Origin of the sequence: Parasphingorhabdus sp. SCSIO 66989 (genome assembly GCF_032852305.1) — a bacterium.
GTDB lineage: Bacteria > Pseudomonadota > Alphaproteobacteria > Sphingomonadales > Sphingomonadaceae > Alterisphingorhabdus > Alterisphingorhabdus coralli.
Map to the genome: position 1 here is coordinate 189876 of NZ_CP136594.1, position 13703 is coordinate 203578.

The 13703-nt window shown below is 57.9% G+C and carries 11 protein-coding genes; 8 read left to right on the top strand and 3 right to left on the bottom strand.

The genetic code is table 11. The features are described from left to right. Positions 1 to 81: 81 nt before the first annotated feature. From RB602_RS00915 to RB602_RS00925, 3 genes are all read right to left on the bottom strand, one after another. Positions 82 to 1902: an AMP-dependent synthetase/ligase gene (locus RB602_RS00915; protein WP_317082100.1), complete on the bottom strand. Its 1821-nt coding sequence runs from the start codon at positions 1900 to 1902 to the stop codon at positions 82 to 84. 138 nt (positions 1903 to 2040) lie between these two features. Continuing rightward, positions 2041 to 3765: a gamma-glutamyltransferase gene (gene ggt / locus RB602_RS00920; RefSeq protein ID WP_317082101.1), complete on the bottom strand. Its 1725-nt coding sequence runs from the start codon at positions 3763 to 3765 to the stop codon at positions 2041 to 2043. A 63-nt stretch (positions 3766 to 3828) separates the two neighbouring features. Further along, positions 3829 to 4866, bottom strand: a complete 1038-nt coding sequence (locus RB602_RS00925; protein WP_317084608.1) for a quinone-dependent dihydroorotate dehydrogenase — start codon at positions 4864 to 4866, stop codon at positions 3829 to 3831. 188 nt (positions 4867 to 5054) lie between these two features. Here RB602_RS00925 and RB602_RS00930 point away from each other — a divergent pair, with 188 nt between their 5' ends. The 8 genes from RB602_RS00930 (at position 5055) to RB602_RS00965 (ending at position 13689) form a co-directional block, all read left to right on the top strand. Next, a complete protein-coding gene (locus RB602_RS00930) occupies positions 5055 to 6920 on the top strand; it encodes a DUF885 domain-containing protein (RefSeq protein WP_317082103.1) in 1866 nt (621 codons plus the stop codon). A gap of 270 nt (positions 6921 to 7190) precedes the next feature. Beyond that, positions 7191 to 8030, top strand: a complete 840-nt coding sequence (locus RB602_RS00935) for a helix-turn-helix domain-containing protein (RefSeq protein ID WP_317082105.1) — start codon at positions 7191 to 7193, stop codon at positions 8028 to 8030. A 121-nt stretch (positions 8031 to 8151) separates the two neighbouring features. Beyond that, positions 8152 to 8637, top strand: a complete 486-nt coding sequence (locus RB602_RS00940; RefSeq protein ID WP_317082107.1) for an RrF2 family transcriptional regulator — start codon at positions 8152 to 8154, stop codon at positions 8635 to 8637. Next, a complete protein-coding gene (gene sufB, locus RB602_RS00945; RefSeq protein WP_317082108.1) occupies positions 8634 to 10142 on the top strand; it encodes a Fe-S cluster assembly protein SufB in 1509 nt (502 codons plus the stop codon). The genes RB602_RS00940 and sufB overlap by 4 nt, the downstream gene beginning before the upstream one ends. A 244-nt stretch (positions 10143 to 10386) precedes the next feature. Next, positions 10387 to 10770 (top strand): hypothetical protein, encoded by a 384-nt coding sequence (locus RB602_RS00950; protein WP_317082110.1) that lies wholly within the window; start codon positions 10387 to 10389, stop codon positions 10768 to 10770. After that, positions 10754 to 11497 carry a Fe-S cluster assembly ATPase SufC gene (gene sufC / locus RB602_RS00955; protein WP_317082111.1) on the top strand — a complete coding sequence of 248 codons (744 nt, stop codon included), beginning with the start codon at positions 10754 to 10756 and terminating at the stop codon, positions 11495 to 11497. The genes RB602_RS00950 and sufC overlap by 17 nt, the downstream gene beginning before the upstream one ends. Positions 11498 to 11620: 123 nt before the next feature. Further along, positions 11621 to 12382 (top strand): SufD family Fe-S cluster assembly protein, encoded by a 762-nt coding sequence (locus tag RB602_RS00960; RefSeq protein WP_317082112.1) that lies wholly within the window; start codon positions 11621 to 11623, stop codon positions 12380 to 12382. Positions 12383 to 12480: 98 nt separating this feature from the next. Continuing rightward, the gene (locus RB602_RS00965; protein ID WP_317084610.1) at positions 12481 to 13689 is read left to right on the top strand and encodes a cysteine desulfurase; all 1209 of its coding nucleotides are present in this window, start codon (positions 12481 to 12483) and stop codon (positions 13687 to 13689) included. Positions 13690 to 13703 lie beyond the last annotated feature (14 nt).

Below are 13703 nucleotides of genomic sequence, written 5' to 3' on the forward strand. Positions count from 1 at the left end.
GCTTGTCGAAGCCCGCCTCACAAGTTGAGAAACGCCCTTCGACAAGCTCAGGGCTGGCGGTTAAACTAATGGCGACAGTCGTCAGCTCTTATACATGCCGTCAATCCGCTCCTGATAGCGCTGGCGGATGACATGGCGGCGGATTTTCATCGATGGCGTCATTTCCTCATTCTCGATGGCAAAGGGCTCATCGGCGAAGACAAAGCGCCGCACCTTCTCAATCACCGAGAGGTCTTTATTGACCCGATCCACCGCAGCGCGCACCGCGGTCTTGAAGGCGGGGCAGTCCTGCAGCTCGGTAAAATCATATTTCTTGCCTTCATTGCGCGCCCATTCCAGCGCCCATTCCGGGTCTGGCACCACCAGCCCGACGACATAGGGTCGCTTGTCGCCTGACACCATCGCCTGCAGGATTTCCGGCTGCAACGTCAGCATGCCTTCGACCTTTTGCGGGGATACATTGTCGCCCTTGTCATTGACGATCAGGTCTTTCTTGCGGTCGGTGATGACAATGCGCCCGGCCTCATCAATATGGCCGATATCGCCTGTGTGCAGCCAGCCATCCTTGAGGACGCGTGCGGTCTCTTCCTCATTGCGCCAATAGCCATGCATCACCAGTTCGCCACGCACCAATATCTCGCCATCATCAGCAATGGTGACTTCGGTATCCATCAGCGGCGGGCCAACGGTATCCATTTTGAGGCCGGTTTTCGGCCGGTTACAGGCGATAATCGGCGCTGCTTCGGTCTGGCCATAGCCCTGCAACATGGTAAGGCCCAATGCCTGGAAGAAAATGCCGATTTCCGGATTGAGCGGCGCGCCGCCAGAGACCATGGCCTTGATCCGCCCGCCAAAACGCTCGCTGACTTTGGGACGCAATGTCCGATTGAGGACAAAATGCATCGGCTTGTCGATCAGGCGCTTCTTGCCCGCCGCTTCCTTCTCGCCCAGTTTCAAAGCCTTATCGAGCAGATAATTGGCAGCCTTGCCCTGTTGCTTCAGAGTCTTGAGCATCCGGGTACGCAGCACTTCAAACAGACGCGGCACCACCACCATCAGCGTCGGGCGCACCTCCTCAATATTACTCGCCAGCTTCTCCAACCCTTCCGAATAATAAATCTGCGCGCCCAAGCCGATGGGGAAGAACTGGCCGGCGCTATGCTCATAGGCATGGCTGAGCGGCAGGAAAGACAGGAACACCTCATCGTCCCAGCTGAAATCATGTTTGATGACCTCTGCCGGGCCTTTTACATTGTGCAGGATCGCGCCGTGATGCTGCATCACGCCGCGCGGCGCGCCGCCGGTGCCGCTGGTATAGATGAGGCAGGCCAGATCGTCGCGCTTGACCGATTCCATTTCGGCACGCACCGTATCCAGCGCCCTGCTGATGGCCGCGTCATCACCCTCGGTCAGTTTCTCCCAAAGGCTGTAGTCATAGCTGCTCGCCTGCGAGATATTGAGGTCTTCCATGCCGATAACATGCTGACAATCGGTGGATTGCAGCACTGCCGGGAGCAAGGTTTGCGCCAGCTTGGCCCCGGAAACGATCACCGCGCTGGCGCGGCTATTGTTCAAAATATGCAGATGGTCACGCTCGGTATTGGTGGTGTAGGTCGGCACAGTGACACAGCCCGCCGCCATGATCGCCAGATCGGCGATGCACCATTCAGGCCGGTTTTCCGCCACCAGCATCACCCGGTCGCCTTTTTTGAGGCCAAGCTTTTTCAGGCCCTGAGCCATCAGCGCCATTTGCGCCGCCGCCTCATTCCAGCTGGTGGGCTGCCATGCCCCATCGTGCTTGGCCCAGAGAAAGGGTGCATCGCCCTGCTCTGCAACACGGGCGAGGAACATTTCGACCAGATTATTATAGCGATCAAACTGCTCGAGAGATTTATCAATCATGGTTTAGCGACACCCTTCCCCAAAGGTCTTTCTGCACGCCATTTTTATGGTCATGCTCTTGTCCAAAATGCGTCAATAGGCTGGAATGTCGCAGGCTGCAATTCCACAGACGCCGCCATCCCCGGAGCTTTTGCTGGTTTACTGCCTGAGAGCCACACCCTCGCTGCGCGGGTCAGCCGCACCAACCCAGCCATCGGGCGTCCAGGCGACTGCATTGAGCTTCGACGGCAGATACACCGGCTTAACCGGCTGGCCAAAGCGCTCAATTTGCGCCGCCATAGCCGCCAATGGTGTATCCTGCTCCACCAGCAAATCACCGCGGCGGAAATAGATATTGGGCAGCGCAATCGCTTCGTCGACTGGCAGATCAAAATCAATATAGCCGATCAGCGATTTGGCGACATGCATGATGATACGCTTGCCGCCAGCCGAACCAATCGCCAGCACCGGCTTGTCATCCTTATAGACGATGGTCGGCGACATGGAGGACAGCGGGCGCTTGCCCGGCTGCACCCGATTGGCCACCGGCGCACCGTCCCTCATCGGCGCGAAAGTGAAATCGGTCAGCTCATTGTTGAGGAACATGCCGCCTGCGACAAGCTGGCTGCCAAAAGGGCCCTCAATAGTCGAGGTCATGCTGACCAGATTGCCTGCACTGTCGCGCGCAACGAAATGCGTGGTGCCGGAGACTTCGCTGGAAATTGCGGCGGTGCGCGGCTCGAACCCCGGCGGGGTACCGGCTTCATAGCTCGGCAAAGAGCGCGTGGGCGAGATCAGCTTTGCTCTGCTGGCCAGATATTTCGGATCAATCATGCCGGCAACCGGGACGCTGACAAAATCCGGGTCGCCGAGATAGCTCTCTCGGTCGGCATAAGCGAGCTGCATTGCCTCGCCGATCAAATGCCACGCTTTGGGATTATCCTTGCCCAGCTTCTTCATATCGAAGGATTTGAGCGTACCCAATATCTGCATCACCGTGGTGGCGCCTGATGAGGGCGGCCCCATGCCACATATCTTATATTCGCGATAAGGCATGCATACGGGCGGTCGCGGCTTAGCCTGGTAAGCGGCCATATCGGCCATAGTCATGCGCACCGGATTGACGCTGCTGTTGCTGACCGTGTCGACAATCTCCTGGGCAATCGGGCCAGTATAAAAGGCGTCAGGCCCCTGCTCGGCTATCGCGCGTAAGGTCTTGGCAATCGCCGGATTGGTGACGCGATCACCCATTTTCTTGGGCCCGCCATCCTGCCAATAGATTGCCCGGGCATCTGGAAAACGCTCCCAGATATCTTTCAGCCGATCGAGCCGCCCTTCGAGCGTTTTGTTGACGGTATAGCCCTCTTCCGCCAGCCGGATGGCCGGGCCGAACAGCTCTGCCCATTCCAGCTTGCCCCAGCGCTGATGCACCATCGCCATCAGCCGGATATTGCCGGGCACGCCAACACTATGGCCGCCCTGAAACGCATCCATAAAGCCAAGTGGATTGCCATTATCGTCAAGAAACAGGCTCTCATCGGCAGAAGACGGCGCGGTTTCGCGGCCATCAATCGTCTCGATCAGACGCGTATCGGCATCATGGTGTAGCAAGAAGCCGCCGCCGCCAAAGCCGCTGGATTGCGGCTCGACCACGGTCAATGCCAGCATCATCGCCATTGCGGCGTCGCTGGCGCTGCCGCCCTTACGCAGCATTTCGCGCCCGGCTTCTGCGGCACGCGGATCAGCAGCGGAAACGATACCGCTGCCTTCCTCAGTCGCGGTGTCAGTGTCTTCCTGCTGCAAGTCGCTGGCGTCGCGGCAATAGGCAGCTGTGGTCAATGGCAGGGTTACAATCAGGGCGAACGATAATAGTGTCTTTTTCATCGGCCTTGCGTATCGCCGACTAGCAACAGGGGCAAGCCCAATCCTGACCGCTCCGGGTATGATTCAGGATGCATCTATACCGATGGCGTCTGAGAGCCTTTCAAGACCATCGCGTGCGAGCAAGCGCAACAGCCCGCGATTAATCTCAGCCGCCAGTCTGGGCCCGTGATACACCAGCGCACTGTAGAGCTGCACCAGCGAGGCCCCGGCGCGGATGCGTTCATAGGCGCTGGTCGCGCTGTCTATGCCACCCACGGCGATAAGCGGTATTACCCCGCCGCTGGCTGCACGAAAATCCTTGAGCCGCTGCAATGCCAGATCGGCAAGCGGCGCACCGGACAGGCCCCCTGTCTCCCCGCTATGGCGTGATTTAAGCGCCGGACGGGTAATCGTCGTATTACCGATAATCAGCGCATCAAGCTTTTTGTCGATGGCGATGCGGGTAATCGCATCAATATCCGCATGCTCCAGATCGGGCGCGAGCTTGAGAAACAATGGCACCTGCTGCTCGCCACGTGCTTCTATCACTGCATCCAACAGGCCCGTCAGCGCCGCCTCATCCTGCAAGGCTCTCAGGCCCGGTGTATTGGGCGAGCTGATATTGATGGTGAGATAATCCGCCAGCGGTGCCATGGTTTTGGCCATGATGGCATAATCGGCAATGCGGTCCTGGCTGTCTTTGTTTGCACCGATATTGGCCCCGATAATCCCCGGACGGCCACGCCATGCCTTGAGCCGACGCACCACCGCATCAGCACCGTCATTGTTGAAGCCCATACGGTTGATCACCGCCTTGTCTTCAACCAGCCGGAACAGGCGCGGTGTCGGATTGCCCGCTTGGGGCCGCGGCGTCACCGTGCCAATCTCGGCATAGCCAAAGCCGAAGCTCAGCATCTTGCTTGCCACTTCGGCATTTTTGTCAAAGCCCGGGGCTAGCCCGACAGGCGAGGGGAAATCGATCCCGGCCAATGAAATGCCGAGACGCGGGTCCATTGTGCCTTCGCCCAGATCAGGCAGCATGCGCAGCCCTTTAATGGTCAGCCTATGCGCCTTCTCCGCATCCATGGCAAAGACAAAGGGGCGCGCAAGCGAATAGAGCATGGTCATGGTGCTGTTCCCATTTGGCCGAAGTAAAACCGCATGTTCCTTGGCAGCGCGCAGCAGCAGTGACAAGCGCGGGACGCCTTTTGTCGACGATTGACATGCTTCTACACCTGCACCGCTTGTATTCGATCCGCTAAGCTGCGAGACTTTGCGGAAATACACTACGCATATTTGGAGAGTTCATCATGCCCTATCGCCGCAACGCCTTTGCCGCCATTTCCGGCCTGCCTCTACTCGGCCTTATGGCCTGTGCCGCCAGTGATGCAGACGCGATTGCCGGCGCCGCGCCTCAGCAGGCCGGCGAAACGTCCACCGCTACAAGTGATGACCAGAATGCCGCCATGCTCAGCTTTTTTGATGATGTGCACCAGGCCGATCTGGCCAATTCGCCCGGCTTCAAGGCCTATCTCGGTATCAGAGATGAAGATTATGGCAAATGGGATGACCCGAGCGATGCCCAGGCTATTGCCGATTATGAGCGCGGCCAGAAAGCGCTGGCCGCTATGCACGAGCAGTTCGCGTCGGCCAGCCTCAATGATGACAATAAACTGAGCTATCGTCTGTTTGAATATCAGGCAGAACGCTCGCAGCGCGCCTTCCCGTTTCGCAATAACGACTATATTTTTGATCAGATGAACGGCGCGCAATCCCAATTGCCCGCATTCCTTATCAATATTCATCGCGTTTCCAGCAAATCCGATGCCGAAGCCTATGTCAGCCGGTTGCAGGGCATTGGCCCGCAACTGGAGAAGCTGATCGCGATATCCGCTGAGCGCGCAGACAATGGCGTCATCGTGCCGGATTGGGTTTTCCCCTATGTGATTTCCGATGCGCGCAATGTCACCAGCGGCGCACCTTTTGATGATGGCGATGACTCTCCGCTGTTTGCTGATCTGAAGAGCAAGGTTGACAGGCTGGATATCCCGCAGGTCGAGAAAGACGCTCTGATCGCTACCGGGCGCGAGGCGATGATTACCTCCATGGCCCCGGCCTATAATAAGCTAATTGCGGAAATGGGGCGACAGCAGGCCATGGCGCCCGAAGGCGACGGGGTGTGGAGATTCAAGGATGGCGCAGACTATTATGCCGAGCGGCTACAATACTACACCACCACCGACTTGAGCGCTGATGAGATTCACCAGATCGGCCTCGACAATGTCGCGCGCATCCATGGCGAGATGCGCAAGATCATGGAGCAGGTCGGCTTTGAAGGTTCGTTGCAGGACTTCTTCAAACATGTGCGTACATCGGATGAATTCTATTTCGATACACGCGAGGCCTATCTCGCCGAGGCCGACGCCAAAATCAGCACGATGGAAGCCAAGCTGCCGGAATATTTCAATACCCTGCCCAAGGCGCCATTGGTGGTGAAGCCGGTCGAAGCATTTCGCGAGAAATCTGCAGGCAAGGCGTTTTACCAGAGCCCGACCCCCGATGGTTCCCGCCCTGGCACCTATTATGTCAATCTCTACAACCTCAAGGACATGTCCAGAAACGAGCTGGAGGCGCTCGCCTATCATGAGGCTTTACCCGGCCATCATCTGCAGCGGGCAATCCAGACCGAGCTCGGCGAACTGCCGCCCTTTCGCCGCTTTGGCGGGGTGACGGCCTATACCGAAGGCTGGGGGCTTTATTCAGAGGAACTGGGCAAGGATATGGGTTTTTATACCGATCCCTATTCCGATTTTGGCCGTTTCGGCATGGAGCTGTGGCGCGCCTGCCGCCTGGTGGTCGATACCGGCATCCACCATAAGCGCTGGAGCCGCGAAGAGGCGATCCAGTATCTCACCGACAATACCCCCAATCCTGACGGCGATATCCGCAAGGCGATTGAGCGCTATATCGTCTATCCGGGACAGGCCACCGCCTATATGATCGGCAAGCTGAAGATCATGGAACTGCGCAGCCGGGCGCAGAAACGGCTTGGACCGCGTTTCAGCTATGGCGATTTTCATGATGTCGTGTTGCGCGCCGGGCCGGTGCCGCTCACCATATTGGAAGAGCGCGTTGATCGCTGGATTCGCAAGAAACTGATGATGGCGGCAAAATAGCGCGGGAAATCCGCACTTCCCTGATCCGGCAAACCGTTCGGAATTCGAAATAATTTTGCGGCGATTGGTGCGGTGTCGAATCTATCCAATCGCTTATGGATGAATACACCTATACGGGTTTCGCGACCCGAAGGGCTCCTGGCAAATATGCAGGAGTTCTTTCACTTAGCGGCCTGACTTTCCGTAGGGTTATGTCAGGTCGCTTTTTTTTGTTACAAATCTTCGCTATACATGCTTTTAGGGTAGTATCTTAAAGTAAAGCAAGGTCGCATGCCGTCACTGGAATATTATGCGCCCGCACCAGAGTTGCGGGATTACGTATCGGTTTATTATCACTTCGACTGTCCAGAGGCAGAATTTACCGATATTGAGCGTGCAGCATTGGCGCAGGTGCGTTTTTTGCTTGTGGGCGAGGCAGATCTGGAATTTGCCGATGGCCATAAGGTCCACACCAAGGGTCCGGTGCTTCTCGGCCCGACGACCGGATTTTACCGCTTCAGCATCAAAGGCCCGTTCCGCATGTTCGGCATGGGGCTGCTACCTGCTGGCTGGGGCGCGGCGACATCGCGCTCGGCGGCCGATGTGGCGGACCGGGCCGTTTGTGCCGAAGAATTCTGGCCCGAAGCGGGGGACTATCTGGAGCAGCTGCGCAATGCCAAAACGGTGCAGGCCATGGTGACCGGCGCGAATGCAATCCTGCAAGGCCTGGTTGATCTGTCCTCACCCGACATATTGACCTTTACCAAAATGGTTGACGGCTGGCTCGCCGCAGACCCGTCGCCCAGCGTCCCCGAATTGCGCACCATGACCGGGCTTTCAGACCGGCAATTGGCGCGCAAGGTGAAGCAGTATTATGGCGTGCCGCCCAAATATCTGTCGCGCAAATATCGCGCATTACGTGCGGCGCGGGCTATGGTCGATGCCAATGATGATGACGCCGATTATCTGCGCGATGCCTTTTATGACCAATCGCATATGATCCGTGAGCTCAAGATTTTCGCTGGCATGACGCCTAATGAGCTTCGCTATCGCGAAGGTGTAGTCGCCAAGCTGATCGACCAGCGTAGCCAGTTTGATGGTGAGATCAGCGATCTCACCACCCTCACCTGACCCGACCGGTCAACGCAAAACGCGACAAAATCTCCTTGCAAAAGCCCATAAAACAAGCCATTTAGTAAATCATACTGATTTGGTCTTATTTAGATTCGGGCCGTAACTTATTGAGGATTTTGTGCGCCTTTCCAGCCTAGCCGATTATGCCGTTGTTCTGATGAGCGCTGCTGCGCGCCAGTGCGGTGCCAGTGCGGTGGCAAACGGCGGAACGGGCCGTCAGAGCGCGCGCAAGCTGTCTCAGGAAACCGGCATTCCGCTGCCAACGGCGCAGAAGCTGGTAAGCCATTTGGCCGCGGCTGATCTGCTTGATTCGACTCGCGGTGCGGGAGGCGGCATCCGTTTGGCCCGCCCGCCGGCGACGATCACCCTGACCCAGATTGTCGAGGCCGTCGATGGCCCGATTGCCGTCACCTCGTGCCTCGAGGCAGGCCATTCCGACTGCATGCTCGCATCGACCTGCACCGTCAAACCGCATTGGGCGGTGGTTAATGGCGCGATCCGCAATGCGCTCGACGCGGTAACGCTCGCCGATCTGGTGCGCGCGCCGCAAATTTCCGCCCCGAAATCCGATAACCCCCAAGCCGCGATGGAACCGCATCTATGACCGACAGCAACGAAACCCTTGCACGTGAAAATGCCAGCCGTGAACGCGATCCCGATGCCTGGGATGCAGCGGAAAAGGCCAGCACTTACGAATGGGGCTTCTCCTCGGACGTCGAGCAGGAGCTGGCACCCAAGGGTCTGAATGAAGATACGGTTCGCTATATTTCGGCGAAGAAAGAAGAGCCGGAATGGATGCTCGAATGGCGCCTCAAGGCATTCCGCATCTGGCAGGACATGGTGAGCCCCGATTGGGCTAAGCTCAACGTGCCGCCGATCGACTATCAGGACGCGTATTATTACGCAGAACCTAAGAAAAAGCCCGAGCTCGACAGTCTCGATGATCTCGATCCGGCGATCCGCGATACCTATGAGAAGCTCGGCATTCCATTGGAAGAGCAGAAGGTGCTCGCCAATGTGAAGGGTTCGCGCAAGATTGCGGTGGACGCCGTGTTCGACTCGGTTTCGGTCGCCACCACCTTCCGTGAGGAGCTTGAAAAGGCCGGCGTCATCTTCATGTCAATCTCCGAGGCGATCCGCGAGCATCCGGAAAAGGTGAAGCAGTGGCTCGGCAAAGTCGTGCCGGTGAAGGACAATTACTTCGCCGCCCTCAACTGCGCCGTGTTCTCCGATGGCACCTTTGTCTATATCCCCGAAGGCGTGCGCTGCCCGATGGAGCTGAGCACCTATTTCCGCATCAATGCCGAGAATACCGGCCAGTTTGAGCGCACACTCATCGTCGCCGACAAGGGCAGCTATGTCAGCTATCTCGAAGGCTGCACCGCGCCGCAGCGCGATGAAAATCAGCTCCACGCCGCTGTGGTGGAGCTGGTCGCGCTTGACGATGCCGAGATCAAATATTCCACCGTGCAGAACTGGTATCCCGGCGATGAAGACGGCAAGGGCGGCATCTACAACTTCGTTACCAAGCGCGGCCTGTGTCAGGGCAAGCGCTCGAAGATCAGCTGGACCCAGGTCGAGACCGGCAGTGCGATTACTTGGAAATATCCCAGCTGCGTTCTCAACGGTGAGGACAGTGTCGGCGAATTCTATTCCGTCGCGCTGACCAACAATTTCCAGCAGGCCGATACCGGCACCAAGATGATCCACAATGCGCCGGGCACCCGCTCGACCATCATCTCCAAGGGCATCAGCGCCGGCAAATCGGACAACACCTATCGCGGCCTGGTCCGCGTCGCGCCGGGAGCGGAGAATGTCCGCAACTTCACCCAGTGCGACTCGCTCCTGCTCGGCGACACCTGCGGCGCGCACACCGTGCCCTATATCGAGGTGAAAAACCCCACCGCGACGATCGAGCATGAGGCCACCACCAGCAAGATCAGCGATGATCAGATGTTCTACGCCATGCAACGCGGCCTCGACGAGGAAAACGCCGTCGGCCTGATCGTCAACGGCTTTGCCAAGGAAGTGCTGAAAGAGCTGCCGATGGAATTTGCGGTGGAAGCGCAGAAGCTGCTGGCAATCTCGCTTGAGGGAAGTGTCGGCTGATGGACTCTCTTTCCCCTCGTCGCCCCCGCGCAGGCGGGGGCAAGGCTGTTTCCTTCAACAAGCCCTATCCCCGCCTTCGCGGGGATGACGGTAGTGGCAATGTCCTTCTCCGCGCCTCCGCGTCTCCGCGTGAGGCTGTTTTGATCACGCGGAGACGCGGGGACGCGGAGTGGGTCCGTCTTCCTATCGATCTGTATCCCAGGCCAAATGAACATAGGACAATTCTGCCGGGAGGTCTGAATTTGTGATATTTGGTGTCACGGCAGAGAAGGTAATAGGCCGGATAAATAAGCTCATCGATGAGCTTGGCCAGTATGATTTGCGGATCCAGAAGTATGAACAAGAAGCTGATCTTGCGCTTCGGGCTGGCTTTGCGGGAATTGGAGAAGACCTAGAAATTCAAGAGTGGAGAGCTGCGCACGATGAATTTTACCTCATCTTGGTAGACGCAAGGACAGGTATTAAAGAAGGCACACTCAATTATATCGAGATCAATAAGCAGCTTTCTTCCATGAAAAAGGCAATAAGAAACTTCAAGCGCGTGTTAGATCAAACCGATCATTCAAGAGGAAAAGCACTTGCAGCTGCGCGAAAAAGAAACGGATTATACAATGCTAAAAATCAATAATCTCCACGCCGCCATTGGCGACAAGACAATCCTCAAAGGCCTTTCGCTCGAGCTTAATCCCGGCGAGGTTCATGCGATTATGGGACCCAATGGTGCGGGTAAATCAACCCTGTCCTATGTGCTGGGCGGGCGTGATGGCTATGAGGTGACCGAGGGTAGCGCCACTTTTGAAGGCGAGGATATCCTCGACATGGACCCGCATGAGCGCGCGGCGGCGGGGCTGTTTCTGGGTTTCCAATATCCGGTCGAAATTCCCGGTGTCTCCAATCTGCAATTTCTGCGTGAGAGCCTCAACGCCCAGCGTCGTGCACGCGGCGAGGAAGAGCTGTCCGGCGGTGCCTTTATCAAGCTGGCCAAGGAAAAGGCGGCGCTGCTCAAAATGGACATGGACATGCTCAAACGCGCAGTCAATGTCGGCTTTTCCGGCGGTGAGAAGAAGCGCAACGAAATGGTGCAGATGGGCATTCTTGATCCCAAGCTCGCCATTCTCGACGAGACCGATAGCGGCCTTGATATCGATGCGCTGCGCATTGTCGGCGAGGGCATCAACTCGATCATGCGCCAGCCCGACAAGGCGGTGCTGCTGATCACCCATTATCAGCGCCTGCTCGACATTGTGAAACCCGATCATGTCCATGTGCTCGCCGATGGCCGCATCGTCAAATCGGGCGGCCCCGAACTGGCGCTTGAGCTCGAAGAACAGGGCTATGAGGCGATTGCGGCGTGATGGTTGGTTCCCACACACATACTTCTCCCGTCATTCCCGCGAAGGCGGGAATCCATGGCCACTATCCACAGCGCTTGCCGCTCTGGACCCCCGCCGTCGCGGGGGTGACAAAGGTTTGAGATTATGACCAACGTCCTCCCCCTCCCCACCCGCCGTGATGAAAGCTGGCGTTATGGTGATCTGAAGGCGCTGGAAGCCGTTTGGGGTGAATTGCCACAGGGGCCGGAGCAGATCATCGTGCCCGCCGGTGAGAAGCAGACCAGGCAGATTATCCAGCCTGTGCCTATTGGCGGCGTTTCTGTAACCCATTTGGATGTTCGGCTTGAAGAAAACGCCGAAATGGCACTGCATCTGCTTGCCGCAGACAATGATTATGGCCGCATCCATATCGAAGTGACGCTGGGCAAAGGCGCGCATTTTGAGCTGGGCGGCGCGATTATCGGCACCGGCGATCAGACGCTGGAGATTGTCACCGAAGTCACCCATGCCGAACCCGAAGCCACCAGCAATCAGGTAGTCCGCTCGGTACTGGGCGGCAAGGCCACCGGTTCCTTCCTCGGCAAGGTCAATGTCGCGCGCAATGCGCAGCGCACCGATGCCGAACAGTCGGTCAAGGCCATGCTGCTCGACCGCACCGCCACCGCCAATGCCAAGCCAGAGCTCGAAATCTTCGCCGATGACGTGCAATGCGCCCATGGTGCGACGGTGGGCGAACTCGACAAACAGGCGCTGTTCTATATGGCCTCGCGCGGCATTGAACCGGTCACGGCGCAGCGGCTGATGCTGCAGGCGTTTATTGCTGATGCTTATGTTTCAGTCGAAGACGACGCCGCGCGCGAAGCGATTGAAGGCCGTGCGCTGGAAGCTCTGGAGGCGATTCTTTGAGTGAGGCCGCAACCCAGACGCCGTTCGCCTCGAGCGAAGTCGAGAGGCAGGACAGTCCCGCCAATCAGGATGTCTCGACTGCGCTCGACACGAACGGGATAGAGAAGCGCGATTTGCGCACCGACTTCCCGGGCCTCACCACCGCAGACGGCCAGCGCTGGCATTATCTCGACACCGCCGCTTCAGCGCAAAAGCCGCAACAGGTCATCGACGCGATGAGCCGCGCCATGGGCGAGGATTATGCCACCGTCCATCGCGGTGTCTATGCCCGTTCGGCCAATATGACCATGGCGTTTGAAGCCGCGCGCGAGCGGGTTGCCAGGTTTATCGGTGCCGCATCTCCCAATGAATGCGTGTTTGTCCGCGGCGCGACCGAAGGTATCAATCTGGTGGCGCAAAGCTGGGGCAGCGTAAATATCCAGGCGGGCGATCGCATCATGCTGAGCCAGTTGGAGCATCACAGCAATATCGTGCCGTGGCAGCTGCTCGCCGAGAAACAGGGCGCGCATATTGATGTCTGCCCGCTCACCGATGATGGCCGGATTGATCTCGACTGGCTTGAAGCCAATCTCACCGAACAGCACAGAATAGTCGCACTGGCGCATGTTTCCAATGTGCTGGGCTCGATCCTCGGTGTGAAACGTGCCGCCAAGGCCGCCCATGCCGTCGGCGCAAAGCTGTTGCTCGATGGCTGTCAGGCCGCGCCGCGTATGCGGCTTAACATGGCCGAACTGGGCTGTGACTTTTACGTCTTCTCCGCGCACAAGCTTTATGGCCCCACCGGTGTCGGCGTACTCTGGGCACCAGAAGACACGCTCAACGCCATGCCGCCTTATCAGGGCGGCGGCGCGATGATCGACCGGGTGACCTTTGCAAAAACCACCTATGCCCCGGCACCGGGACGGTTTGAGGCCGGCACGCCGATGATCGCCGAGGTGATCGCGCTGCATGCCGCGATTGACTATGTCGATGCGCTTGACCCGGAGAAGCTGTTCCAGCATGAGGCCGAATTGGTGCGCCAGGCGCGTAGCGAACTCAGCCAGATCAATTCCATCCGGCTATTGGGGCCGGAGCAATCGGCGGGCATTCTCTCCTTCACCATGGAGGGGGTGCATCCGCATGATATCGGCACTATATTGGATGAGGAACAGGTGGCGATCCGCGCCGGTCATCACTGCGCCCAGCCGCTGATGGACCATCTCGGCGTGCCCGCCACCGCGCGGGCAAGTTTCGGGCTTTATTCAGACGCGGAAGATGTCGCGGCGCTGGTGCGCGGCCTGAAACGCGTCGCAACGATATTCGGCTAAGGATGAAAACAGGC